This is a genomic window from Pelagibius marinus, assembly GCF_014925385.1.
Lineage (GTDB): Bacteria > Pseudomonadota > Alphaproteobacteria > Kiloniellales > Kiloniellaceae > Pelagibius > Pelagibius marinus.
Genome location: NZ_JACSDK010000018.1, coordinates 160,642 through 182,598, shown reverse-complemented (window position 1 = coordinate 182,598; position 21,957 = coordinate 160,642). Strand labels below are relative to the sequence as shown.

The window sequence follows — 21,957 nt, the reverse complement described above, 5'->3', positions numbered from 1 at the left end:
GAGCTGCGGGATATCAAAGTCCCCCTACCCCCTCACCCGCTCCCCCTTCGGGTCGTAGAGCGGCTTAAGGCTGGCTTCCGCCGCGAAGCGGTCGCCGGCCACCTCGATCTCGTAGGCTGAGGCCAGCAGGTCGGCGGCGCTCTCGCCCGGCTCGCCGTGCACGTAGCCCAGGCCGATGGCGGCGCCCAGGTGGTGGCCGTAGGCGCCGCTGGTCAGGTGGCCGGCGATGGTGCCGTCGCGCCAGATGGGCTCGTTGTGGTAGAGCAGCGGCTCGGGGTCCTTGAGCCTGAACTGGACCAGGCGGCGGGTCAGGCCCTCTTCTTTCTTTTTCAGCACCGCGGCGCGGCCGAGGAAGTCGCCGTAGGTGCCGGCGGGCTTCTCCGTCTTCACCGCGAAGCCGAGGCCGGCCTCCAGCACGTGGTCCTCGTCGGAGATGTCGTGGCCGAAGTGGCGGAAGGCCTTCTCGATGCGGCAGGAGTCCAGCACGTGCATCCCACACAACTTGAGACCCTGCGGCAGACCGGCTTCGAGGATCGTGTCGAAGACGTGGCGCGCCGTGTCGGCGGGCACGTAGAGCTCCCAGCCCAGTTCGCCGACGTAGGAGACGCGGTGGGCGCGGGCCTGCGCCATCCCGATCTCGATTGACTGCGCCGTGCCGAAGGGAAAGGCGTCGTTGTCGAGGCGTGACGGCGTCAGCGGCTGGAGCAGATCGCGCGCCTTGGGGCCCATGACGCAGAGCACCGCCTCGCCCGCCGTCACCTCGGTGGCGACGCAGTGCGCGTCCTCGGGGATGTGGCGCTGCAGCCAGGCGAGGTCGCGGCGGCCCACCGCCGCGCCGGTGACGATCAGGAACTCGGTCTCGCTGAGACGGGTGACGGTGAGATCGGCCTCGATGCCGCCGCGCTCGTTCAGCCACTGGGTATAGACGATGCGCCCCGGTTCCACGGCGATGTCGTTGGCGCAGATCTTCTGCAGCACGGCCTCGGCGTCGCGCCCCGCGACGCGGATCTTGGCGAAGGAGGTCATGTCGAAGAGGCCGACGCCCGCGCGCACCGCCCTGTGCTCGGCGGCGGCGTAGTCGAACCAGTTCTGCCGCTTCCAGGAATAGCGGTAGGCCGCGGCCTCCCCTCTTGCGCGCGCCTCCGCCGGCAGGAACCAGTTGGCGCGCTCCCAGCCCGCGGTCTCGCCGAAGCAGGCGCCGTGCTGAGCCAGGCGCTCGTGCAGCGGGCTCTGGCGGACGCCGCGCGCGGTCTCGAACTGGCGGTAGGGGAAGTGGTCGGCGTAGAGCAGGCCCAGCGCCTCCTTGGCGCGCGCCACCAGATAGGTCTTGTTGTTCTGGAAGGGCTGCAGGCGCCGGATGTCCACGTCCCAGAGGTCGAAGGGCGGCGCGCCCGCCTCCATCCACTCGGCCAGCGCCTTGCCGGCGCCGCCGGCCGACTGGATGCCCACCGAGTTGAAGCCGGCGGCGACGTAGAAGTTCCTGAGCTCCGGCGCCTCGCCCAGCAGGTAGCGGTCGTCCGGCGTGAAGCTCTCCGGGCCGTTGAAGAAGGTGTGGATGCCGGCGGTCTCCAGGATCGGCAGGCGCGCGACGGCGGCCTCCAGGATCGGCGCGAAGTGATCGAAGTCCTCCGGCAGCTGGTCGAAGCAGAAGTCCTCGGGGATGCCCGCCATGCCCCAGGGCTTGGCCTTGGGCTCGAAGGCGCCCAGCAGGATCTTGCCCGCGTCCTCCTTGTAGTAGGCGCACTCGTCGGGCACGCGCAGGACGGGCAGATTGCGCGGCAGCTCGGGGATGTCCTCGGTGACGATGTAGAAGTGCTCACAGGCCTGCAGGGGCACGGCGACGCCGGCCATGAGGCCCACGTCCCGCCCCCACATGCCGGCGCAGTTCACGACGTATTCGGCGGTGATGTTCCCCTTATCCGTCTCGACGCCGGTCACGCGCCCGTCCTTCTGCGTGATGGCGGTGACCTGGGTCTGCTCGAAGATCTGCACGCCCTTCTGGCGCGCGCCCTTGGCCAGCGCGTGGGCGATGTTGGCCGGGTCGGCCTGGCCGTCCTTGGGCAGGAAGACGCCGCCGGTCGCGCCTTCCAGGTTCAGGAGCGGGTATTTGGCCTTCACCTCCTCCGGCGTCAGCACCTCCACCTCCAGGCCGAAGGTCTTGGCCATGGAGGCGCCGCGCTTCAGCTCCTCCAGGCGCTCATCGGTCAGCGCGACGGAAAGCGAGCCGTTCTGTTTGAAGCCGGTGGCGACGCCGGTCTCCGCCTCCAGCGTGGCGTAGAGTTCGGCCGAGTACTTGGCGAGCTGGGTCATGTTCGACGTCGCGCGCAGCTGGCCGATGAGGCCCGCCGCGTGCCAGGTGGTGCCGCAGGTGAGCTGCTTCCTCTCCAGCAGCACCACGCCGGACCAGCCGAGCCTGGCCAGATGGTAGGCGACGGAGCAGCCGATGACGCCGCCGCCGACGATGACGGCCCTTGCGTGCTTGGGGGCGTGTTGGGGGAGATCGGTCATGGCATTTCTCTTCTGTTGGCGCTGCGCCTCACCCCCCACCCAACCTCCCCCCATCAAGGGGGGAGGAGTTCAAGCAGGCGGTTTCTATAATCTTCCCCTCCCCCTTCGATGGGGGAGGGTTAGGGTGGGGGTGATCCCCTTTCAGGTTCCAAGCCTTCGCCGCGCCGCACTCACTCAATAGACCGGCGGCGAGATGACCCAGATCACCTCGCAGGGGACCTTGCCGGGATTGCGCCAGCGCGTCGGCTCGCGTTCGGTGCGGAAGGAGTCGCCGGCCTTCAGGTGGAAGTGCCGCCCGCCGATCCACAGCTCCAGCTCGCCGGCCACCAGGTAACCGGTCTCCTCGGTATCGCGGGTGATGACCTGCTTGCGCTCGGCGCCCGGCGCGAAGACGCTGCGCAGCACCTCGAAGCTGCCGCCCAGGTCCGGCGACAGCAGTTCTTCGGTCAGGCCGGTCTCGGCCGAGCCGATGTGGCGCCGCCCGGCGGCGCGCACCACCTGGCCGCGCTCATCCTCGGGCACGTCCTCGTGGATCAGGAACCAGGACAGCGGCGCCTCCAGCGCCGCCGCCAGCGCCCGCAGGTCGTCGATCCCCAGTTCCGAGATGCCGCGCTCCACCTGGCTGAGGAAGCCCACCGAGCGGCCGACCTTCAGGGCCAGCTCGCTGAGCGTCAGGCCGCGCGTCTTGCGCAGCGCCCGCAGGTCCTGGCCCAGCTTTGCGCCCGGCAGCAGCGCCGCGCTGACCTCCACCGCTTTCCGGCTCGCCGCCATGCGGCCCCTCCCCCTCTCGTCATCGCCTTGCCGGAGGGTGACTCCGCTCCTATGAAAATTCCAGTAAAAATTTCACGAGCGAGGCGGTCTTGCGCTGAGGGAATTCCCTCAAATCACGCCCGGAGCCTCACAGGAGTTCAAAGCGGCGGCGGAAGGCCCTATAACTCGCGGTGATAGCGCTCCCATAAGAAAGACCGCACGAAGGAAAACCCGCCCGATGGACCTGACTCCCGACCTCATCCTCCCCGACGACAAGACCGCCGGCCTGCTGATCGGCCGCGCCTGGCTGCCCCCGGCCCACGAAGGCGACACGCCGGGGCCGAGCCCGGTAGTCCTGGACGGCACCCAGGTGCGCGAGCTCACCGCCCTGGCGCCCACCGCCGCCGCCCTCTTCGAGCTCGATGGCCTGGCCGCGCGCATCCGCAAGGCCCTCGGCGCCGGCAGCCTGCCGGTGGTGGGCGACCTTGAGGCCATGCTGGCCAACTCGGCCTGGGACAAGGCGCGCAACGACGTGGCGCACTTCCTGGCGCCGGCGGACCTGCAGGCGCTGCGCGCCAGCGGCGTCACCTTCGTCGACTCCATGCTGGAGCGCGTCATCGAGGAGCAGGCCAAGGGCGACCCGCAGCAGGCCGAGGCCATCCGCGCCGGCATCGCCAAGGAGATCGGCACCGAGCTGGCGGCCCTGAAGCCCGGCTCGCCGGAAGCCGCCCGGCTGAAGCAGACGCTGATCGAGCGGGGGCAGTGGTCGCAGTACCTGGAGGTGGGCATCGGCCCCGACGCCGAGATTTTTACCAAGGCCCAGCCCATGTCCGCCGTCGGCAGCGGCGCGGAGATCGGCATCCTCGCCACCTCGGTGTGGAACAACCCGGAGCCGGAGGTGGCGGTGGTGGTGAACAGCCGCGGCGAGATCCTGGGCGCCACGCTGGCCAACGACGTGAACTTGCGCGACGTGGAGGGGCGCAGCGCCCTGCTGCTCGGCCGCGCCAAGGACAACAACGCCTCCTGCGCCCTCGGTCCCTTCATCCGGCTTGTCGACGAGACCTTCAGCCTGGACGACCTGCGCAACGTGGTGATCGAGGTCGAAGTCGCCGGCGAGGACGGCTTCAAGATCGCCGACAACTATCCCCTGGCCGCCATCAGCCGCGACGTGACGGACCTGGTGGCCCAGGCGCTGAACAGCGACCACCAGTACCCGGACGGCCTGGTGCTGATGCTGGGTACCATGTTCGCGCCGATCCAGGACCGCGACCGCCCCGGCGAGGGCTTCACCCACAAGCTGGGCGACCGGGTCACCATCCGCAGCAGCCAGCTGGGCGCCCTGGTGAACCGGGTGAACCACTGCGACAAGATCGCGCCCTGGACCTTCGGCAGCAGCGCGCTGATGCGGAACCTGGCGGCGCGGGGCCTGCTGTAGCGCCTGCGCCGCCGGCCTCCCGCAACCCTGAATTGATGACCTGCACGCGGCGCAGCCGAGGATCACAAAAACCATGAAAAAACTGCGGCTTTTGGCCGCAACCGCTTTCGCCGCCCCTAATCGTTTGCGTAGATTATCCAATCACAGCGACTAGAGTTGGGCAGCCATGTTGGACCCGCGGCAGGAAGAACTTTACCGCGCCTGGTGCGCAGAGACGGCCCGGTGCCATCACGTGCCGCCCCGTGCCTCCTTCGATCCCGTCGACTTTCCGCGCTGCCTGCCGACGCTGGTGATCTACGAGTTCACCAAGGACGACGCCGTGCGCCTGCGCCTGGTGGGCACCGAAATCGCACAGGTCTGGGGCAGCGACTACACGGGGCGCTGCCTGCACGAGTTCATGGACGGCGACTACCACGACTTCATCCGCGGCCACATCGACCAGTGCCGGGCCGAACGCGTGCCGCTGTTCTCGCACAGCCGTTTCCAGTGGGATCGCGGGCGGGCGTTGGACACGCGGCGCCTGCTGCTGCCCTATGCCGACAACGAAAAGCCCGAGCGGATCGGCTTCGTCCTGCTCAGCCAGGTCTTCGACTACGACAAGACCGGCCCCTCCTTCCCCCTGGTGCGACTGGGCAGCGGCTTCGACTTCTTCGAACTGGATCGCAAGGTGCTGACGCAGCACGGCGCCGCCGCTCCCTGAGCACCAATCGCCGCCATCACCTCTGGACCTGACGCCTTCGCGCCCCCATGTCTCGGGAGGACCTCTCTAAGGAGAGGCGCCGGCGTCTTTGCGCGCCGGGGCTGCCAGAAGACACAGCCAAACGACACAGTTTGACCGAGTACCGGAGATCGCCGATGACCGAGAAATCTCATACCGCCACCGTGTCCATGGCCGGAGAGCCCTATGTCGCGAAGCTCGGCGAGGCCACCATCGCCCTCTCCGACCGTGTCATGATTCTGGAAGAGGTGAACGGCGAGAAGAGCTACCCGCCCGTGGTCTATTTCCCGCTCGACGACATCGACCCGGAGTACCTGGAAGCCACGGACCACCGGACCCACTGCCCCATCAAGGGCGACGCCAGTTATTTCAGCGTGAAGGCCGGCGGCCAGACTCTGGAGAACGCCGCCTGGACCTACCCCGAGCCGCTGCCCCTGGTCGGCGCGGTGAAGGGCTACGTGGCCTTCTATCCCGACAAGGTGAGTGTGAAGAAGGCGGCCTGAAAAAACAGCGCCTTCACTTCCACCATTAGCATCATGCCCGGACTGGTTCCGAGCATCCAGGGGCCGGCGCCATGGCCTATTGCCCTGGACCCTCGGGACAAGCCCGAGGGTGACGATCTGGCGTGTGGGAAAGATCAGATCAGGCGCTTGCGGAGCTGGGAGGAGATGATGTCGATGACCGAGACCACCAGCACCACGACGATGATCACCGCCGCGGCGCGGTCGTACTGAAAGGCGCGGAACGACTCGTAGAAGGTGAAGCCGATGCCGCCGGCGCCGACGATGCCCAGCACGGTGGCCGAGCGCACCAGGGTCTCGAAGCGGTAGAGCGAGAAGCTGCTCCATAGCGGCAGCACCTGCGGGATGACGCCGTAGATCACCTGCTGCAGGCGGCTGGCGCCGGTGGCGCGGATGCCCTCCACCGGGCGCGGGTCGATGGCCTCCACGGCCTCCGAGAACAGCTTGGAGATGACGCCCAGGTTATGGATGAAAAGCGCCATGACCCCGGCGAAGGGCCCCAGGCCCACCGCGGCCACGAAGAGGATGGCGAAGACCAACTCGTTGATGGCGCGGGCCGCGTCCATCGCCCGGCGCATGGGCTGTACGATCCACACCGGCGCGATGTTGTTGGAGGACAGCAGGCCGCAGGGCACGCCGACGATGATCGACAGCACGGAGCCCCAGAGGGCGATCTGCACCGTCTCGATCATTTTCAGAACGAAGGTGTCGAGGTCGGTGAAGTCCGGCGACAGGAAGTCACTGATGAAGACCGCCATGTTGTCGGCGTCGGTGATCAGGAAGGTCCAGCGGTCCACCTCGGCCGGGTAGTAGGAAAGCCCCAGCATCACTGCGATGACCAGCGCCACCCCGGCGCGATTCAGGAAGCCGCTCCAGCGCGGCTGCAGCGCCTCGCGCACCTCCGGCGAGAGATCCTCCAGCCTGGCGGCGGGTGATGCGGCGTTGGCGGTGGCGAGGCTCATCGGCGGCGGCTCACGAAATCAAGGTATGAACGAACGAAGGAGGCTGCCGGGAGCGGCCCTGGCGGACCGCCCCCGGCTTCCCGTGGCTTTAGCTTAGTAGCCGGCTTCGCCGACGATCTTGGCGTAGGCCTGCAGGTCCTTCAGCTTCTCCTCGGCGGCCTTCACGCCCGCCTCGTCGCCGGCGTTCTGGGCCTTGATCTTGGCCTTGAAGGCCTCGATCTGGCGCACGTCGAGCAGCTGCGCGTTGGAAGAGGCCAGGAAGGGGCCCCAGCCGTCGGACACGCTGGCCAGCACCTCACGCTCGCGCTTCACCTTCTCCGCGTCGCCGAAGCGGCCGTACTGCATGAAGAAGTAGTAGATCTTCTGCTTGGCGTCCTCGGCCAGTTCCTTGCGCCACACCATCGGGTCGGAGGGGATCATCGGCGAGCGCCAGATCTCCTTGATGTTGGCGGCGGCTTCCGGATTGGACTTGGCGAGGCGCGCGTAGATCGACTCGGTGTTGTTGGTGGCCACGTCGACCTTGCCGCTGGCGACGGCCATGGCGTTGCCTTCGTGGTTGGAATTGGTGACCCGGACGAAGCAGTCTTCCGGGTTCTTGTTGTTCAGCGCCCAGACGTAGTAGCCGGGGATCGCGAAGCCCGAGGTGGAGTTCGGGTCGCCGTTGCCGAAGGTCAGCGTCTTGTCGCACTTCAGCACGTCGTCCAGGGAATTGATCTTGGAGTCCTTGTTGACGATCAGCAACGAGTAGTAGCCCTTGGAGCCGTCGTCCTTGATGGTCTGGGCGAAGACCTCGCCGCCGGCGCGGTCCACGGCCTCGATGGCCGACTTGTTGCCGAACCAGGCGACATCGACCTTGCCGAAGCGCATGCCTTCGATGACGCCCGCGTAGTCGGAGGCGAAGAAGGGCTTCACCTTCACGCCCAGGCTCTTCTCCATGTCCTTGAGGAAGGGGCTGAAGGACTTCTCGAGGGCCGAGGAGGACTCGGTCGAGATGATGCCGAAGTTGATCTGCTCGGGCATCTCGGCCTGGGCCACGGAGGCGCTGAAGGCCAAGGCCGTCGCAAGACCGGCGGCGGCGGTGGTGAGGGTCTTGAGCATCATTTACTCCTGTTTGACTGATGCGTAGGCGGAAATGAGAGTCAGGCGTTGGCGGCCACGCGGGCGGCGAGGTCGTCCTGGCGGTCCAGCCCGTTGCCCGGATAGGCGCCGGCCGCGGGCCGCAACGGCCCGGCCTTGGCGGGCTCCTTCACGGGGGCCTTGACGAGGTCGAGGCTGCCCGCCGCCACCCCGTAGAGGTTTGCGATGTCGTCCGGCGTGATGCCGCCGGTCGGGCCGTTATGGATCACCCGGCCGTCCTTCAGGGCGATGATGCGGTCGCAATGCTCGAAGGCATGGTCGATCTGGTGCAGGGAGACGATCACCGTGGTCTTGTCCTGGCGGTTGATCTCCCGCAGGGTCGACATGATGAGCTTTGCGGCGGCCGGGTCGAGGGAGGCGATGGGCTCGTCGGCGAGGATAAGCCGGGCCTGCTGGGTCAGTACCCGGGCAATGGCGCCGCGCTGCTGCTGGCCGCCGGACAGCGTGGAGGCACGCTGATGCGCCTGCGCGATGAGGCCGACGCGCTCCAGCGCCTGCAGCGCCATCACCTTATCGCCCTGTGGAAAGAGGCCCAGCGTGCCGCGCCAGCGCGCGATGCGTCCCAGCCGTCCGGCCAGCACGTTGGTCAGCAGCGACAGGCGGTTGATGAGATTGAACTGCTGGAAGATGACGCCGACCTCACGGCGCAGCGCCTCGCTGTTTTCGCTGAAGCGGCCGTCCTTCTGGGTTTCCCTGCCGAAGAGGGCGATACGGCCTTCGGTGCCGCGGTCCATGCGCTCCAGCCCGCAGATGAGGCGGATCAGGGTCGACTTGCCGGAGCCGGAAGCGCCGATCAGGCCCACCATCTCCCCTTCGCGCACTTCCAGGTCGACACCGTGCAGCACGGTCTTGTCGCCGAAGGACTTGCGGACGCGCGACACAGCAATAACGGACATGCAGAGAGCCCCCTGGATACGATGGGCCCGGCCCCAACCGACCGAGCGGATCGCCCCAAGCTCTACAGCCCGCCTGTGACTCTATGATGACAGGATTGCTTCGGTTTCTTTGCGGCTACACGGCACCCGCCGCCGCTGCACCGCCCTATTCCGCCGCGGCTCGCTGCTTTGCCTTGCCCTGCGGCATCGTCCGCGCTTTCTTCCGCTCTTTCAGCTTATGGCCGACGTCGGCGATGGCGTTGATCGCAGGAACCAATTGCTGGCCCAGATCGGTGAGGGAGTACTCAACGGAGGGCGGCGAGGTCGGCTTCACCTCGCGCAGGACGACGCCCTTGGCCTCCAGGTCCCGCAGCCGGGTCGTCAGCACCTTGGCCGAGACCCTGGGGATGTCGAGGCGCAGCTCGTTGAAGCGGCGCGGCCCGCCGCTGAGGTACCAGATGACGTTGGGCGTCCAGGCGCCCTTCAGCACCTCCATGCACTTGGAGAGCGGACACTCGTTGGGCGGCTCCGGGCTGCGGTTCTTACGTATCTTCAAGGCCATGAGGTCACCTTTCCCGCCTCTAAGTTACCATCGGTTACCATTAGTTACTGAACGGATACCCGATAATCGCGTAACAATCAATCAGCAGGTATACAAAAGTAACTCCTGCCCCTACGTCTTCGGGGCGCCGCAGCCGCGGCCGTTTCGAAGAAACAGGAGATCTGCAAGATGAAGCTCTATTACCTCCCCGGGTCCTGCTCCCTCGCCTCCCACATCGCCCTGCGCGAAGTCGGCGCCGATTTCGACCTGGAGCGCATCGACGCCGCCAACAAGAGCGCCGACTTTCTGTCGCTCAATCCCAAGGGCTACGTACCGGCCCTGACCCTGGACGACGGCGATCTGCTGACAGAGAACGCCGCCATCCTGCAGTTCATCGCCGACAGCAAGCCTTCGGCGGCGCTGGCCCCGGCCGCCGGCAGCCGCGAGCGGACCCACCTGCAGGCCTACCTGAACTTCGTCGCCACCGAACTGCACAAGGCGTTCAGTCCTCTCTTCAAGGCCGACAGCGGCGAGGCCGAGAAGGAGGCCGCCAGGAAGAAGGTGCATCAGAAGTTCGACTACGTGAACGACCTGCTCTCCGACGGCCGTCAGTACCTGATGGGCGACAGCTTCAGCGTCGCCGACATCTATCTCTTCGTGGTCGCCAACTGGACGGGACCCACGGGCATCGGCCTGGACAGCTGGCCGAACATCGCCGCCTTCCAGCAGCGCGTCGCCGGGCGCGACGCGGTGCAGGCGGCACTGAAGGCCGAGGGCCTCGCGGCCTGAGCGAGCAGACCATCATGGACGAACGCTTCGGGACGGTAGCGGCCGCCTTGCAGACCTACTTCGACGGCCTCCACCACAGCGATACCGGAAGACTGAAGCAGGTCTTCCACCCGCTGGCCCACTACGTCACGGCGACCGAAGCGGCAGACCAGGGCGGCGAGCCGGTGCATCTGACGATGGCGCAGTACTTTCCCATGGTCGATGCCCGGCCCTCCCCGGCCAGCCGCGGCGAGCCGCGCCGCGACCGCATCGTCTCGCTGGAGTTCGCCGGGCCCGTCACCGCCCTCGCCCGGGTGGAGTGCGCGATCGGCCCGAAGTTCTTCACCGACCTCTTGACCCTGATCTTCGTCGGGGGGCGCTGGCAGATCATCTCCAAGGTCTTCCACTTCGACCTCGACCCGGCAAGCTGACCCAAAGGGAGCAAGCCCCATGCCCTATGTAAACGTAAAGATCACCCGCGAAGGCGCGACGCCCAAGCAGAAGGCGGCCCTGATGCAGGGCATCACCAACCTGCTGGCGGAGGTGCTGGACAAGAACCCGGCGACGACTTTCGTCGTCATCGACGAGGTCGACACCGCCGACTGGGGCATCGCCGGCCTGCCGGTGGAGGAATTCCGCCGGCGGCAAGAAGCGGCTGCGACCTGACCGAAGGACCCTCGAGATAAGTCCTCCACATGACGGCCCGGCAGCTGCAGGCACACTCCACTGTGGTCCCGGCACTTGATGCCGGGACCCATTGCCCTCTCCACTGCATCGAGCTCAATGGAGCTCCTCGCCGAATCGCCTCGCGCTGACGTCGTTGGATCCCGGGGTCAGGCCTGGGATGACGGTCTTTGATATGGCTACTTCCGGCTAGGTTGCTTTGCGTGGTGGGAAAGTACGACCCATGAAGCGGTCGGCGCGCTCGAGGCGGCGCTGCAGGTAGGTCTTGGTCCGCGTCTGCCCCTCTGAGGTGTCACGGCACCAGCGCGCCAGGGTGGCGAGGAAGATAAGGGTCATCCCGATCTCCTCCACCGAGCGGCGCTGGCCCGTGCCGTCGAGCAATGCCGCCTCGCGCCACCACTGCACCGTGCGTGAAGTCCAGGTGACAAGCTTGAGGTTATGGTGGACGTGCACGGGCCAGAGCTTGGCGCGAAACATTTCCGCCGTCACCTTGCGGTGGGGCGCCAGGGCGTCGAGCCAAGTTTCCAGCACGATCTGCAGACGCTCGCGGGCCGGAAGGTCGGCAAAGCCCCGCCTCGGCGGCGCCAGCATGGCCAGGTCGGCTGTCGCAATCCAAGCGTCGGCGATGGCATCGCCGTCGCGGAACTCAGCGCGGACGGCCGCCAGCGGCAACTTCAACCGCTCGGCCACGTGATGCAAGCGGATGTCGTACCAGCCCCAGTCTTCGGCGATGTCCAGGGCCGCTTCGATGATGCGCCGGCGCAGGCCCTGGCTTTCTGCCGCCGGCGGCTTTGATTTACTTTTTGAAGATGGCTTCGCAGCGGCCATGGGAAGTCTCCTGTGGACGATGCAACCACAGGAAAGACTAAGGCCACAGAGGCCACGCTGTCCACCGAGTCAGCCCAGCAGGGCTTCTGCCATCCACTTGTTGAAGCAGTGGGTCGGGCCGTCCATCGCCGGCGAGAAGACGCCTCCCTCGAAGGCCGGCGAGGCGCGCCCGGCCTGCATGCCCTCCACCACGCCGCGGTCCTCCTCGAAGACCGTCATCCACTGGCGGGCGTTGGTGGCGCGCAGGTCGGCGTAGGCGTCGTCCAGCACCGCCTCGTCGAAGTAATAGATCTCGAAGTGCTCGCGCGTGGCGCCGGCGCCCAGCGGCTCCAGCACCACGGTGTAGAAGTGGTCGGAATGGACGCCGAAGAGCACGTTGGGGAAGAGCGCCAGGTACTCCCCGGCGCCGTACCAGCTTTCCGGCAGGCCGGGGTGCGCAGGAAACTGCCGCCCGTCGCCGCTCAGCGCCGGCCGGTAGGCGGTGCTGCCCTGCCCGGCCATGTGCCCCGCCTCCTCGATGATGTAATGGTCCTCCAGGCGGGAGTACTGGTTCAGGGCCGGATGGATCCACGGCAGGTGATAGGCCTCGCAGTAGTTCTCCACCGCCAGCTTCCAGTTGCACTTCACCTCGATGGCAAAGGCCGAGTCGGGGCCGCCGTGGCGCAGGCGCGCCGGGTCGAAGGCCTGCCAGCGCTCGGCGATGGGGGCGATGAAGTCCTCGAAGGGCGGCGCCTCGCCGGAGAGATCGACGAAGACGGCGTCGCACCACACGGCGCTGCGCACCGGTTTCAGGCCGTGCTTCGATTTGTCGAAGCCCTCGCAGGTCTTGGTACCCGGCCCGCCGATGAAGGGCGTGGCCTTCAGGCTGCCATCCAGGCTGTAGCTCCAGGAGTGGTAGCGGCAGCGGATCAGGCCCTTCGACTTGCAGGGGGCGCTGACCAGTTCCAGGCCACGGTGGCTGCAGACGTTGTGGAAGACCTTGATCTCGCCCGCGCGGTCGCGCAGCAGCAGCAGCGGCAGGCCGAGAAGCTGCACCGGCTTCAGGTCGCCGGGCTCGGGCACCCAGTTGCCGACCCCGATGCAGGTCCAGGTCCTGGCCAGCACCTCGTCGCGCTCCACGGCGGCGAAAGCCTCGGAGGTGTAGGCCTCGTTGGGCAGGCCGCAGGCCTCCGCGATCGGCTTCAGAACCTGCTGCAGGACCTGCCGTTTCGCTTCGATTTCTCTGGGGAGCCAGGTGCTCATGAGGGCCGCCTCCGCGCCAAGGGGAATGCCGTGCTTCAGGCTCCACTCTTCCGCGTCGGCTCGGGGCCCGCGACAGGATTTGCGACAGAGGTGTTGCAGGAGCGACAGGGTCGGATCAGTTCCTTGATCTCGGTCATCGACAGCGCCCACGCTCTCCCCGACAACTGACGCTTTGACAAAGCAAGGAGGGCGAATTGCACAAGGATTGGAAGAACGCCAACCAGACTCTGTCGCAGGCCATCACCGACTACCGCAAAGCGTCGCCGGAACTGGCGAAGGCCTTTTCCGGGCTCGCCAACGCGGCGACAACCCCCGGCGAACTGTCGCCGAAGATCAAGGAACTGATCGCCATGGCCATCGGCATCGCCGGGCGCTGCGACGGCTGCATCGGTTTCCACACCGCCGCCGCCATCCGCCACGGGGCGACCCGTGCCGAAGTTTTGGAGACCATCGACGTGGCGATCTACATGGGCGGCGGCCCATCCTACGTCTATGGCGCCCAGGCCCTGGAGGCCTTCGATCAGCTTTCGGCGGGCTGAGGGGAACAGCGGAAGGTTCGGAAAGGCCGTTGAGCCACCAGCGGTTGGCGGTCCCGTGGATGCTTCGGGTGTACCCTCGACTTCCGCTCAGTCGTCGTCCCGGCACTTGTTGCCGGGACCCAGTGCCCTATCCGCACAATGGCCCGCAGCAATTCGTCTCGGGGTGAATGCCAATGGGTCCCGGGGTCAAGCCCCGGGACGCCAAAGGAGCAAGTTACGGCACCGCCCTTAGGTAGCGGATCGGCCGCCCCGCCGAGGCGGCGTTGGCCGCGGCGACGATGGCCTCGGTGCCGATGCGGTGGTGGCCGTAGAGGTCCTGCACCGTGCCGGTCTGCCCGAAGTGCTCGACGCCCAGGGCCTGCACCCGGTGGCCGCGCACCGAACCCAGCCAGGACAGCGTGGTCGGATGGCCGTCCAGCACCGTCACCAGCCCGGCGTCGCGGTCGATGGGCGCCAGCAGGTTCTCGATGTGTGAGCGCGCGTTCACGTCGCCTTCCTGGCGCGCCCGCTCGGCGGCATGCCAACCCGCACTAAGTCGGTCGGCGGAGGTCACCGCCAGCACGCCGACGTCGCGGCGATCCTCGGCGATGAGCCCGGCCGCGGCGATGGCTTCCTCGGCCACCACGCCCTGGTAGGCGATGACCACCTCGCAGTTCGGCCCGGGCCGGCGCAGCCAGTAGGCGCCGTTGATGATGTCGGCCGAGAGGTCGTCGTCGATGGCCCGCTTGGGCTGTTCCAGCTGCCTTGTGGAAAGGCGCAGGTAGACCGAGCCGCCCTTCTCGTCGCGCAGCCAGGGCCCGGAGGGCTCACCCTCGCCGTTCCGCTGCAGGTAGTCGAAGGACCAGCCGAGAATGGTCGCGAGTTCGTCGACGAAGGCCGGCTCGAAGGAGGCCAGGCCGTCCTGGGCCAGCCCGATGAGCGGCGAGGACACCGACTGGTGCGCGCCGCCTTCCGGGGCCAGGGTGACGCCCGAGGGGGTGGCCACCAGGATGAAGCGGGCGTCCTGGTAGCAGGCGTAGTTCAGCGCATCCAGGCCGCGCTGGATGAAGGGATCGTAGAGCGTGCCGATCGGCAGCAGGCGCTCGCCGAACAGCGAATGCGACAGCCCCAGCGCGCCCAGCAGCAGGAAGAGGTTCATCTCGGCGATGCCGAGTTCGATGTGCTGGCCTTCCGGCGACATCATCCATTTCTGCGCCGAGGGCACCTGCTGGTCGCGGAAGGTGTCGGCCAGCGGTGTGCGGCTGAACAGGCCGCGGCGATTCACCCAGGGCCCCAGGTTGGTGGAGACGGTGACGTCCGGCGAGGTGGTCACGATGCGCTCGGCGAGCTGGGACTTCCCGCGGGCGATCTCGTTGAGGATCTTGCCGAAGCCTTCCTGGGTCGACATGACGTCGCCTTCCGGCGTCGCCAGCTTGGCGGGCACCTCCACCGAGGCCGCGTCGTAGCGCCGCCGACCCTCGGCGTTGAAGGGCACTGCCTTGAGGAAGGCTTCGACGTCCTTCTTCGCCGGTGCCATGGCCTCGAAGGGCTCCCACTCGTGGCCTTCGCGCACGCCCAGGGAGACGCGGAAGCTCTCCATCTGCTCCGGCGTCATCAGGCCGGCGTGGTTGTCCTTATGGCCGGCCAGCGGCAGGCCGTAGCCCTTCACCGTGTAGGCGATGAAGCAGACCGGACGGTCATGGTCGACCGAGTGAAAGGCCTCCAGCACCGCCGGCAGGTCGTGGCCGCCGAGGTTGGTCATGAGGCGCGCCAGGTCGTCGTCGCTGCGGCTTTCGATCAGGGCCGTGACCGGTCCCTGATCGCCCAGGTCATCCAAGAGACGTTTTCTCCAGGCCGCGCCGCCCTGGAAGGTCAGCGCCGAGTAGAGTTGGTTGGGGCAGTCGTCGATCCACTGGCGCAGCTTCTCGCCGCCCGGCTCCTTGAAAGCGGCCTGCAGCAGATGGCCGTACTTGATGGTGATGACCTCCCAGCCCATGGAGCGGAACAGCTTGTCGAACTGGCCGTAGAGGTTCTTGCTCGCCACCGCGTCCAGGCTCTGCCGGTTGTAGTCGATCACCCACCAGGTGTTGCGCAGGTCGTGCTTCCAGCCCTCCATGAGGGCTTCGTAAATGTTGCCCTCGTCCAGCTCCGCGTCGCCGACCAGCGCCACCATGCGGCCTTCGGCACGGTTTTTCGACCAGCCCTTCTCGCGCACGTAGTCCTGCACCATGGAAGCGAAGGAGGTGATCGCCACGCCGAGGCCGACCGAGCCGGTGGAGAAGTCGACGTCGTCGCCGTCCTTGGTGCGCGAGGGATAGGACTGGGCGCCGCCGAAGCCGCGGAAGTTCTCCAGCTTGTCGCGCGTCTGGTTGCCCAACAGATACTGGATGGCGTGGAACACCGGGCTGGCGTGCGGCTTCACCGCCACCCGGTCGGCCGGCCGCAGCACGTCGAAATAGAGCGCCGTCATCAGCGTGGCCAGGGAGGCGCTGGAGGCCTGATGGCCGCCGACCTTCACCTCACGCCCTGGGCCCTTGGGACGGATGTGGTTGGCGTTGTGGATGGTCCAGGAAGACAGCCAGAGAACCTTCTTCTCCAGCGCTTCCAGCATCTTCAGGTGGCGGTTGTCGATGGTCGCCATGGCGGATTTCCCGGTTTGAAGGGCGGCTCAGGATGAGAATACGCCAATTTCTCTGGCATTTCATGCCAAATACGCCATTTTTCGTGAATAAACTGGCATTATCACCTATCCATCGCGGCATGGAATGGCATAATATGCCAGCCATGAAACTGGACGCCATCGACCGCAAGATCCTCGACGCCCTGCAGGCCAATGGCCGGCTCTCCAACGTGGAACTGGCCGAGCGGGTCGGGCTCTCCCCTTCCCCTTGCCTGCGCCGGGTGCGCCTCCTGGAGGAGGCCGGGGTCATCAACCGCTATGTCGCGCTCTTGAATCAGGATGCCGTTGGCCTGCCGGTCTCGGTCTTCATCTCCATCAAGCTGGAGCGCCAGCACGAGGAGGACCTGGACCGTTTCCAAGCCGAGGTGAGCAGCTACCCAGAGGTTCTGGAGTGCTATCTCATGACCGGCACCCGCGACTACCTGCTGCGCGTGGCCACCGCCGACCTGGCCGCCTACGAGCGCTTCCTCAAGACCAAGCTGACCCGGGTGGAGAACGTCGCCTCCATCGAGTCCTCCTTCGCCCTGCGCCAGGTGAAGTACACCAACTCCCTGCCGCTGGAGACGACCGGCGGCTGATCAGCCGCCGGGCCACAGAAGGCTGCTTTCCTTTGTGCTGGGCGCACCGTCAAGTAAGGGGCAGTATTTGCCGATAGGATCACGATAGAAACCCGAAAGTGGTCGATGGGGATGCCCTCATGCAGGACGATCAGACGCTTTCAAACCGCTCCACCGAGGGCATGGTTGACTACAATGCGCATTCCTCGGCGCAGCAGTCCATGGTGGCCAACCACGCCGCCACAATCCGCAAGCTTGTCCAGAATATCGGTCCGGTCCGGCCGGAGTTCAGAATAGCCGACTATGGGTGCGGACCGGGCCTCAGCACGATCAACGTCGCCCGCTCGGCGATCGAGGCCTATCGCGAAGTGGAGGGCGACGGACCTGTCGCCGTGTGCCACCTGGACCAGCCCGGAAACGACTGGAACACCTTGTTCACACTCCTTTGCGGCCCGGAGGGCTACCTCGAAGGCCGGACCTGCATCCGAGCGGAAGCTGCAGTGGGGTCATTCTATGACCGGATGGTGTCGGATGAATCGGTCAATCTGGCGACCTGTTTCGCCGCAAGCCACTGGCTCTCCCATGCGGTCCATCTCGACGCTCCCGGCAGCATCTGGTTCGCCGATCTGCAGGGCGAGGCGCGCCGGAAGATGGCGACACTGGCACGCAGTGACTGGGTTCGCTTCCTTCAGCTCAGGGCACAGGAACTGCGGCCGGGCGGCCATCTGCTCGTGTCCACACTCGGATCGGTCCCGGATGCCGACGAGGCCAACGGCGCGGCCGCGTCGGGACGCGGCATCTACCGCGCAATCCAGGCCGCGGCGCAGTCGATGGCCGATGAAGGGCTGCTCGACAAGGCCAGTCTCGATCGCTTCGTTTTTGCGCTCTGGTTCCAGACCGAGAAGGACGCAAGGGACCCGATCGAGTCGGATCCTGTCCTCTCGAAAGCGTTTGAGATCAAAGAGGTATCGGTAAAGCCCGCGCCGGCCAATGCAGATGACGTCTTCGGGGCCCTGATCGGCGACCCGGCCGCCTACGCCCGAAAGTACACCGGCTACATGCGCGCCTTCGCCGACACCACGCTTCGCACGCAGCTCTTCGGTCCGGCAGCCAATGACGTCGAAGAGGCGGACAGCCTGGCGGAGGAGTTCTACCGTCGCTTCGAGGCCCTCTACCGCGAGCACCCGGGTAAGTACAGGTTCGAGCTCTGGAACCTGACCGTCGTTCTGCGCAAACGGCCTTGACCAGAAGGCCCCGCCCCTAGGTCCTGCGCTTCATGTTCGCCTGTCAGCTCCCACCGGAAGTCTGCGTGGATGGCGCAGGTCCCTGCAGTTTGATTACAAGGTCAAGGTCCATCACCGCGCCCTCCAACGCCCGCCGAAGACCTGCAAGCCGTTGATGGGCTTCTTCGATCGGCATTGGTTCCAGCAAGCGCAAAGTTACCTCGGCGAAGACCTGATGTCCGCAACAGCGCGTGCGCAGTTCGGCGAGTTCCGCCGGCTGAATGCCCTCCCGATATAGCAATGCCATGAGAGCCGCCTCCCGCTCGCCGTCCAGGGGATGGTCAATCAGATCGCACACGCAATTCCAGGCCTGCCTTAAGGCGGAAGCGACAACGATCGACGAAACGACGGCCGCGCCGAGAACATCGACCCAGAACGCAACCTCCAGATCCTTCGCCAAGACGGCGGTGGTCAGAAAGATCTGGACAGCGACAAGCAAAACGAAAAGACGGCGGCGCCGGCTGAGCAGGATCCGCTTCGCCTGATCGTCGGGCGCGACATGTGCGTAGACCAGAATGCCGTGCCAGAGCGCAACAAGCGCATTTGAGGTCGCCACAAGGGCGAAACCAAAGGGAGTTATCTCATTGAAACCAGATACGATGACACCGAAAGATTCACCCGCGAGCCAGACGCCGGCAAGGATCGTGCACAAGGCGATGCCCAAGTTGCCGGCCTGGACCGCCTTGCCAGGGCCATACTGAAAGTGACGCGAGGAGTCCCCCTGCAGTCTGCGTGAAAGGGAAACCAGCAAGGTCTCGCGGGTGGCCAGCGCCAAGCCGGCAAGGGATAGGCCGATAAGGCTCAACGAGTTCGAAATCAGCGCCACCGCCAGTAACAGCGCCGCAAACCCAAAATCGGCAATCCGCAGGAACGTCCCGGCATTCATGGTTCTTGCTCCATCAGACTCCCACCTAGTTCGACTCGAGGCCCGTGCTGCCGGTTTCATGAACTGCGATCGTGATATCGGCGTCGGGAATCTGGCTGCGCAATCGGGTCTCGAGTTCGCCGGCGCGTTCCAGGAAATCACTGACCCAGACGCAGCCCGTCGTCGACAGAGTGAGTTCGATATGAGGAAAACTTCCGGCACGACGGGTTCTTCGCTGCGCGATTCCAAGGGTACCGGCTTTTGCCTCATCCAGAATCGAGTCGATGCTGACTGAAAGCTCCGCTTGAACCGCACGGTCGAGCAGATCCGGCAGGCAACTCCAGACCATCCGGGCCCCAATGGCGACCATCAGTACTCCGACAAACGACGCGCCAAGCCCGTCGAGCCAGGCCGCAACCAGCGGGTCCTTCGCCAAGGCGGCAGCGGTCATTGTTGTTTGGACAATGATCGAGGAAAGTAACTTTACCGTACGCGCGCGCAACTGTGCGCTGAAGATCGCCGAGTCGTCGGGCCGTGCCGCCGAAACCATGGCGAACCAGCCCAGGACGTTAATGGTCAGGTTTATGCCGTTGATAACCGCAGCGGTTGCCAGGCCAAGAGGACTCGCGGCCGCTTCTCCGAGCAGGATCGCCCGGACCACCTCCTGAGCAACCCACAGACCGCTGAGCACCAGGCACGCGCCGATCACCAGATTGCACATCTGCTCAAGCTGACCGATTCCGAAACGAAACTTTCCCAGGCGCCCCCGATGCACAGCCCTGAGGACGAAATATGTATAGAACTCGATGGTAAGCATGAGTCCGACGCGGATCGCCTCACTCAGCAGAGAGAGCGACCTTGTCAGCGTAGCGAAAATAATCTGGAGCACGAGAATCGAGAGATCGGCCAGAGCCGTATAGAGGACCGCTCTCTCCTTAGCTATTTGCTCGGGGGTCGGTGCTCCGGCCATGGCTCGGTCGGCCCTCCTAGAGCCGCAGGCGTGCTCTGATTACGTCGATGAGGCCAATGTCGACAAAGTCCACATAAGCGGCAAGACCGACCGGACACTCCTCGAAGCTCTCAGCCTCATGAGAGAAATCGAGCAGAACCTGCGCCACGCCATCGCGGCGGCCTTTGGCGACCGCCGCAAGGTCCGTGCTTCCAAGGGTCGAAGCTGAACCCCGGGTTAGAATCGTCTTTGCCCTGCGAGTCTTGCTTTCGCCTTCCAGGATGACATCCGCCTCCATGCCCATCTTTATCAGCGAGACCTCGGGATCAGCGAGTGGCACGTCTATCATCAGGACCGAACAGTCGAGCCACGCGGCCACGGATTGGCCGTTCACCACCGCAGCGCCCCCCGCCACAGGCTGACTCCATAGAATACTGCCCGGCGGCACGCTGATGCTGGCCCCGCTCATCCTGTCGAAGTCTCTCTGCTTTTCCTCGGCATCCAACTGCACTTCAGTCAGCTCCACCTCCGCTTCTCTCAACTCGAGGCGGGCCCGCTTCTTTTCCAGCTTGAGTTCCAGACGCGAGCCTCGAACCCAGGCCGGATCTTCTCCATTCTGGTCAATGAACACGCCTTTGTCGGCGGCTTGACGGCGGACCTGGGCCTGGTCCAGGCGTTCTTGCAGCTCTGCGAGATAGAACTCCAGGTCCGAGACCCTGATCGCATCCTCGTGCGTGACGATTTCCGAGACCAATCCTTTGTTCAACAATTTCACCTTGCGCGCCGCGATGTCACGCATCAGAACGAGCCGGTCGTTATTCACCTTGATCTTGCGCTTCAAGCTCGCAATTTCGGCATCCAACTGAGCACGAAATGTATCGGCGTAGTCTCCTTTCAGATCGGCACGCTCCCGATCCAACTGTTTGATATCTTCGAGATAGGCCTTGAGCTGATCCACCTTGGCCTGCACCAGTTTAATGCGGAGACCATGTTCCTCCAGCGCATGGCGACTCATGTACACGTTCTCGATGCGGGCGATGACACCGTCGGCACCGACCTTTTGTTCGACACCGGAGGACTGCCAGGTGATCGTGCCTTCGATAGGAGCGGTGGACCAGTTCAACCACGTCGTCACCGTGGCATCCCGGACGATGATGGAGCGCAGATAAGGAGCCATGATCCAACCCGCATAGGCGAGGAAACCGAGGATCCCGATAAAATAGATCCAGCGTCCGGACCTTCTTGCGATCGGTTGGGCAGGCTCAGCCATCGAGACTCTCCAGCGAAGAGGAATCGCAGGCGCCAAGTGCAGCAACATCGTGCTACAGGTTACGAAAGGATATCAACCTCGAACTCGCTTTAGGGTTGAGATGGTAGAATGGAATTTCTTAAATACTATCTAAAGGAGAATTGCCGAAGCGAAGATCGTCATCGACTCCTCCCTCGCCCTGCGCCAGGTGACGTACACCCCACTCGCTGCCGCTGGAGACGACGGGCGGCCCGGCACAAGCGGCCGTCTCATGAGCTTCCGCCGACAACAGAACCGGAATACAAAGTGATGCGTCTTTTCCTGATGCTGTCGGGAGCCGCTGTTTCCGTCGGGGCCCTGCTGTTCTGGATTTACCTGCAGGCCATGGCGAAAGCCTGGCACACCTCAAACGCCAAGCAGTCCATGAAATGGCTGAACAAAGAGGCTCTGCGAATCTTCTGGGTGCCCTTCGCGGCGGGCGCCGCCATCATCTTCATAGGCTGGTCTCTTCCGTGAGCAGGCAATGAAGCGCGGCGCCGTCGCTTTGGCTGCGCTATTTCTGGGTTGCGACCAACAGTCATAACGGATGTTCGATAGATGCGTATTTTCTTGATGCTGCTGGGTGGGGTCATTTGCGCCGGCGCCCTGCTGTTCTGGATCTTCCTGAACGAAATGGCCGCCGGCTTCTACACCAACAACGCCAGCCGTTCCTACGAGTGGCTGACGGAGGAAGCCCTGCTGATCTTCTGGCTGCCCTTCGTGGTCGGCGCCGGTATCGCTTTCCTGGGATGGAAGCGCCGCTGAGGGGGCCGCGCGGCACGAGCGCGCCCAAGCATTTATTCTTCCTCTACAAACGTCGAAGAGCCTGCCGGTGCGGCGGCAGGACG

General features: G+C 65.4%; 23 protein-coding genes. 11 read left to right on the top strand and 12 right to left on the bottom strand.

Translation table 11 applies throughout. The features are described 5' to 3' along the window. Positions 1-24: 24 nt before the first annotated feature. Both H7X47_RS23135 and H7X47_RS23130 read right to left on the bottom strand, forming a co-directional pair. A complete protein-coding gene (locus H7X47_RS23135) occupies positions 25-2,508 on the bottom strand; it encodes a GcvT family protein (protein ID WP_193371139.1) in 2,484 nt (827 codons plus the stop codon). A 174-nt stretch (positions 2,509-2,682) separates the two neighbouring features. Next, complete coding sequence (locus H7X47_RS23130) at positions 2,683-3,279, bottom strand: helix-turn-helix domain-containing protein (RefSeq protein WP_193371138.1); 597 nt, start codon at positions 3,277-3,279, stop codon at positions 2,683-2,685. Positions 3,280-3,496: 217 nt separating this feature from the next. Here H7X47_RS23130 and H7X47_RS23125 point away from each other — a divergent pair, with 217 nt between their 5' ends. The 3 genes from H7X47_RS23125 (at position 3,497) to H7X47_RS23115 (ending at position 5,914) form a co-directional block, all read left to right on the top strand. After that, positions 3,497-4,693, top strand: coding sequence for a fumarylacetoacetate hydrolase family protein (locus H7X47_RS23125; RefSeq protein ID WP_193371137.1), 1,197 nt, complete (start codon positions 3,497-3,499; stop codon positions 4,691-4,693). A 166-nt stretch (positions 4,694-4,859) separates the two neighbouring features. Then, positions 4,860-5,393, top strand: a complete 534-nt coding sequence (locus H7X47_RS23120; RefSeq protein ID WP_193371136.1) for a PAS domain-containing protein — start codon at positions 4,860-4,862, stop codon at positions 5,391-5,393. 155 nt (positions 5,394-5,548) lie between these two features. Next, complete coding sequence (locus H7X47_RS23115; protein WP_193371135.1) at positions 5,549-5,914, top strand: DUF427 domain-containing protein; 366 nt, start codon at positions 5,549-5,551, stop codon at positions 5,912-5,914. A 134-nt stretch (positions 5,915-6,048) separates the two neighbouring features. Here the strand turns inward: H7X47_RS23115 and phnE are convergent, their stop codons facing one another. The 4 genes from phnE to H7X47_RS23095 form a co-directional block, all read right to left on the bottom strand. Continuing rightward, positions 6,049-6,894: a phosphonate ABC transporter, permease protein PhnE gene (phnE, locus tag H7X47_RS23110; protein ID WP_193371134.1), complete on the bottom strand. Its 846-nt coding sequence runs from the start codon at positions 6,892-6,894 to the stop codon at positions 6,049-6,051. Between the two features lie 93 nt (positions 6,895-6,987). Then, the gene (gene phnD, locus H7X47_RS23105; protein WP_227010725.1) at positions 6,988-7,995 is read right to left on the bottom strand and encodes a phosphonate ABC transporter substrate-binding protein; all 1,008 of its coding nucleotides are present in this window, start codon (positions 7,993-7,995) and stop codon (positions 6,988-6,990) included. A 38-nt stretch (positions 7,996-8,033) separates the two neighbouring features. Beyond that, a complete protein-coding gene (gene phnC / locus H7X47_RS23100; protein ID WP_193371133.1) occupies positions 8,034-8,927 on the bottom strand; it encodes a phosphonate ABC transporter ATP-binding protein in 894 nt (297 codons plus the stop codon). A gap of 145 nt (positions 8,928-9,072) precedes the next feature. Further along, the gene (locus H7X47_RS23095; RefSeq protein WP_193371132.1) at positions 9,073-9,468 is read right to left on the bottom strand and encodes a winged helix-turn-helix transcriptional regulator; all 396 of its coding nucleotides are present in this window, start codon (positions 9,466-9,468) and stop codon (positions 9,073-9,075) included. Between the two features lie 168 nt (positions 9,469-9,636). Here H7X47_RS23095 and gstA point away from each other — a divergent pair, with 168 nt between their 5' ends. From gstA to H7X47_RS23080, 3 genes are read left to right on the top strand one after another with little or no spacing between them, the layout of a single operon-like run. After that, complete coding sequence (gene gstA, locus H7X47_RS23090) at positions 9,637-10,236, top strand: glutathione transferase GstA (protein ID WP_193371131.1); 600 nt, start codon at positions 9,637-9,639, stop codon at positions 10,234-10,236. A gap of 14 nt (positions 10,237-10,250) precedes the next feature. After that, positions 10,251-10,646: a nuclear transport factor 2 family protein gene (locus H7X47_RS23085; RefSeq protein ID WP_193371130.1), complete on the top strand. Its 396-nt coding sequence runs from the start codon at positions 10,251-10,253 to the stop codon at positions 10,644-10,646. A gap of 19 nt (positions 10,647-10,665) precedes the next feature. Continuing rightward, positions 10,666-10,881 carry a tautomerase family protein gene (locus tag H7X47_RS23080; RefSeq protein WP_193371129.1) on the top strand — a complete coding sequence of 72 codons (216 nt, stop codon included), beginning with the start codon at positions 10,666-10,668 and terminating at the stop codon, positions 10,879-10,881. A 207-nt stretch (positions 10,882-11,088) separates the two neighbouring features. On the opposite strand, the gene H7X47_RS23075 is transcribed toward H7X47_RS23080, so the two are convergent. Together H7X47_RS23075 and H7X47_RS23070 are read right to left on the bottom strand one after the other, a co-directional pair. Then, positions 11,089-11,727, bottom strand: a complete 639-nt coding sequence (locus H7X47_RS23075; RefSeq protein WP_193371128.1) for a hypothetical protein — start codon at positions 11,725-11,727, stop codon at positions 11,089-11,091. A gap of 69 nt (positions 11,728-11,796) precedes the next feature. Then, positions 11,797-12,969, bottom strand: a complete 1,173-nt coding sequence (locus H7X47_RS23070; protein ID WP_193371127.1) for an aromatic ring-hydroxylating oxygenase subunit alpha — start codon at positions 12,967-12,969, stop codon at positions 11,797-11,799. 194 nt (positions 12,970-13,163) lie between these two features. Here H7X47_RS23070 and H7X47_RS23065 point away from each other — a divergent pair, with 194 nt between their 5' ends. Beyond that, positions 13,164-13,508: a carboxymuconolactone decarboxylase family protein gene (locus H7X47_RS23065; RefSeq protein WP_193371126.1), complete on the top strand. Its 345-nt coding sequence runs from the start codon at positions 13,164-13,166 to the stop codon at positions 13,506-13,508. 214 nt (positions 13,509-13,722) lie between these two features. Here the strand turns inward: H7X47_RS23065 and H7X47_RS23060 are convergent, their stop codons facing one another. Then, a complete protein-coding gene (locus H7X47_RS23060; RefSeq protein ID WP_193371125.1) occupies positions 13,723-16,128 on the bottom strand; it encodes a thiamine pyrophosphate-binding protein in 2,406 nt (801 codons plus the stop codon). 134 nt (positions 16,129-16,262) lie between these two features. Here H7X47_RS23060 and H7X47_RS23055 point away from each other — a divergent pair, with 134 nt between their 5' ends. Next, on the top strand, positions 16,263-16,745 hold the full coding sequence (locus tag H7X47_RS23055) for an Lrp/AsnC family transcriptional regulator (protein WP_193371124.1): 483 nt from the start codon (positions 16,263-16,265) through the stop codon (positions 16,743-16,745). Positions 16,746-16,864: 119 nt separating this feature from the next. Beyond that, entirely contained in the window at positions 16,865-17,968 is a 1,104-nt protein-coding gene (locus H7X47_RS23050; RefSeq protein WP_193371123.1) for a class I SAM-dependent methyltransferase, read from the top strand. 43 nt (positions 17,969-18,011) lie between these two features. Here the strand turns inward: H7X47_RS23050 and H7X47_RS23045 are convergent, their stop codons facing one another. The 3 genes from H7X47_RS23045 to H7X47_RS23035 are packed head-to-tail and all read right to left on the bottom strand — an operon-like array spanning position 18,012 to position 21,091. Beyond that, positions 18,012-18,893: a cation efflux transmembrane domain-containing protein gene (locus H7X47_RS23045; protein WP_193371122.1), complete on the bottom strand. Its 882-nt coding sequence runs from the start codon at positions 18,891-18,893 to the stop codon at positions 18,012-18,014. A gap of 25 nt (positions 18,894-18,918) precedes the next feature. After that, complete coding sequence (locus H7X47_RS23040; RefSeq protein WP_193371121.1) at positions 18,919-19,842, bottom strand: cation diffusion facilitator family transporter; 924 nt, start codon at positions 19,840-19,842, stop codon at positions 18,919-18,921. 16 nt (positions 19,843-19,858) lie between these two features. After that, positions 19,859-21,091 carry a coiled-coil domain-containing protein gene (locus H7X47_RS23035; RefSeq protein ID WP_193371120.1) on the bottom strand — a complete coding sequence of 411 codons (1,233 nt, stop codon included), beginning with the start codon at positions 21,089-21,091 and terminating at the stop codon, positions 19,859-19,861. 288 nt (positions 21,092-21,379) lie between these two features. On the opposite strand from H7X47_RS23035, the gene H7X47_RS23030 reads away from it, so the two are divergent. Continuing rightward, a complete protein-coding gene (locus H7X47_RS23030; protein WP_193371119.1) occupies positions 21,380-21,586 on the top strand; it encodes a hypothetical protein in 207 nt (68 codons plus the stop codon). A gap of 81 nt (positions 21,587-21,667) precedes the next feature. Beyond that, a complete protein-coding gene (locus H7X47_RS23025; RefSeq protein WP_193371118.1) occupies positions 21,668-21,874 on the top strand; it encodes a hypothetical protein in 207 nt (68 codons plus the stop codon). The last annotated feature ends 83 nt before the right edge of the window (positions 21,875-21,957 follow it).

What these genes read in the sequence shown, in the direction of transcription:
- H7X47_RS23120 (WP_193371136.1), top strand. Translation starts at nt 4,860, where the DNA reads ATGTTGGACCCGCGGCAGGAAGAACTTTACCGCGCCTGGTGCGCAGAG.
- H7X47_RS23025 (WP_193371118.1), top strand. Translation starts at nt 21,668, where the DNA reads ATGCGTATTTTCTTGATGCTGCTGGGTGGGGTCATTTGCGCCGGCGCC.
- H7X47_RS23115 (WP_193371135.1), top strand. Translation starts at nt 5,549, where the DNA reads ATGACCGAGAAATCTCATACCGCCACCGTGTCCATGGCCGGAGAGCCC.
- H7X47_RS23075 (WP_193371128.1), bottom strand. Translation starts at nt 11,727, where the DNA reads ATGGCCGCTGCGAAGCCATCTTCAAAAAGTAAATCAAAGCCGCCGGCG.
- H7X47_RS23055 (WP_193371124.1), top strand. Translation starts at nt 16,263, where the DNA reads ATGCCAGCCATGAAACTGGACGCCATCGACCGCAAGATCCTCGACGCC.
- H7X47_RS23080 (WP_193371129.1), top strand. Translation starts at nt 10,666, where the DNA reads ATGCCCTATGTAAACGTAAAGATCACCCGCGAAGGCGCGACGCCCAAG.
- H7X47_RS23135 (WP_193371139.1), bottom strand. Translation starts at nt 2,508, where the DNA reads ATGACCGATCTCCCCCAACACGCCCCCAAGCACGCAAGGGCCGTCATC.
- H7X47_RS23035 (WP_193371120.1), bottom strand. Translation starts at nt 21,091, where the DNA reads ATGGCTGAGCCTGCCCAACCGATCGCAAGAAGGTCCGGACGCTGGATC.
- phnE (WP_193371134.1), bottom strand. Translation starts at nt 6,894, where the DNA reads ATGAGCCTCGCCACCGCCAACGCCGCATCACCCGCCGCCAGGCTGGAG.
- phnD (WP_227010725.1), bottom strand. Translation starts at nt 7,995, where the DNA reads ATGATGCTCAAGACCCTCACCACCGCCGCCGCCGGTCTTGCGACGGCC.
- H7X47_RS23060 (WP_193371125.1), bottom strand. Translation starts at nt 16,128, where the DNA reads ATGGCGACCATCGACAACCGCCACCTGAAGATGCTGGAAGCGCTGGAG.
- H7X47_RS23040 (WP_193371121.1), bottom strand. Translation starts at nt 19,842, where the DNA reads ATGGCCGGAGCACCGACCCCCGAGCAAATAGCTAAGGAGAGAGCGGTC.
- H7X47_RS23095 (WP_193371132.1), bottom strand. Translation starts at nt 9,468, where the DNA reads ATGGCCTTGAAGATACGTAAGAACCGCAGCCCGGAGCCGCCCAACGAG.
- H7X47_RS23125 (WP_193371137.1), top strand. Translation starts at nt 3,497, where the DNA reads ATGGACCTGACTCCCGACCTCATCCTCCCCGACGACAAGACCGCCGGC.
- gstA (WP_193371131.1), top strand. Translation starts at nt 9,637, where the DNA reads ATGAAGCTCTATTACCTCCCCGGGTCCTGCTCCCTCGCCTCCCACATC.
- H7X47_RS23030 (WP_193371119.1), top strand. Translation starts at nt 21,380, where the DNA reads ATGCGTCTTTTCCTGATGCTGTCGGGAGCCGCTGTTTCCGTCGGGGCC.
- H7X47_RS23130 (WP_193371138.1), bottom strand. Translation starts at nt 3,279, where the DNA reads ATGGCGGCGAGCCGGAAAGCGGTGGAGGTCAGCGCGGCGCTGCTGCCG.
- H7X47_RS23050 (WP_193371123.1), top strand. Translation starts at nt 16,865, where the DNA reads ATGCAGGACGATCAGACGCTTTCAAACCGCTCCACCGAGGGCATGGTT.
- H7X47_RS23070 (WP_193371127.1), bottom strand. Translation starts at nt 12,969, where the DNA reads ATGAGCACCTGGCTCCCCAGAGAAATCGAAGCGAAACGGCAGGTCCTG.
- H7X47_RS23045 (WP_193371122.1), bottom strand. Translation starts at nt 18,893, where the DNA reads ATGAATGCCGGGACGTTCCTGCGGATTGCCGATTTTGGGTTTGCGGCG.
- H7X47_RS23085 (WP_193371130.1), top strand. Translation starts at nt 10,251, where the DNA reads ATGGACGAACGCTTCGGGACGGTAGCGGCCGCCTTGCAGACCTACTTC.
- phnC (WP_193371133.1), bottom strand. Translation starts at nt 8,927, where the DNA reads ATGTCCGTTATTGCTGTGTCGCGCGTCCGCAAGTCCTTCGGCGACAAG.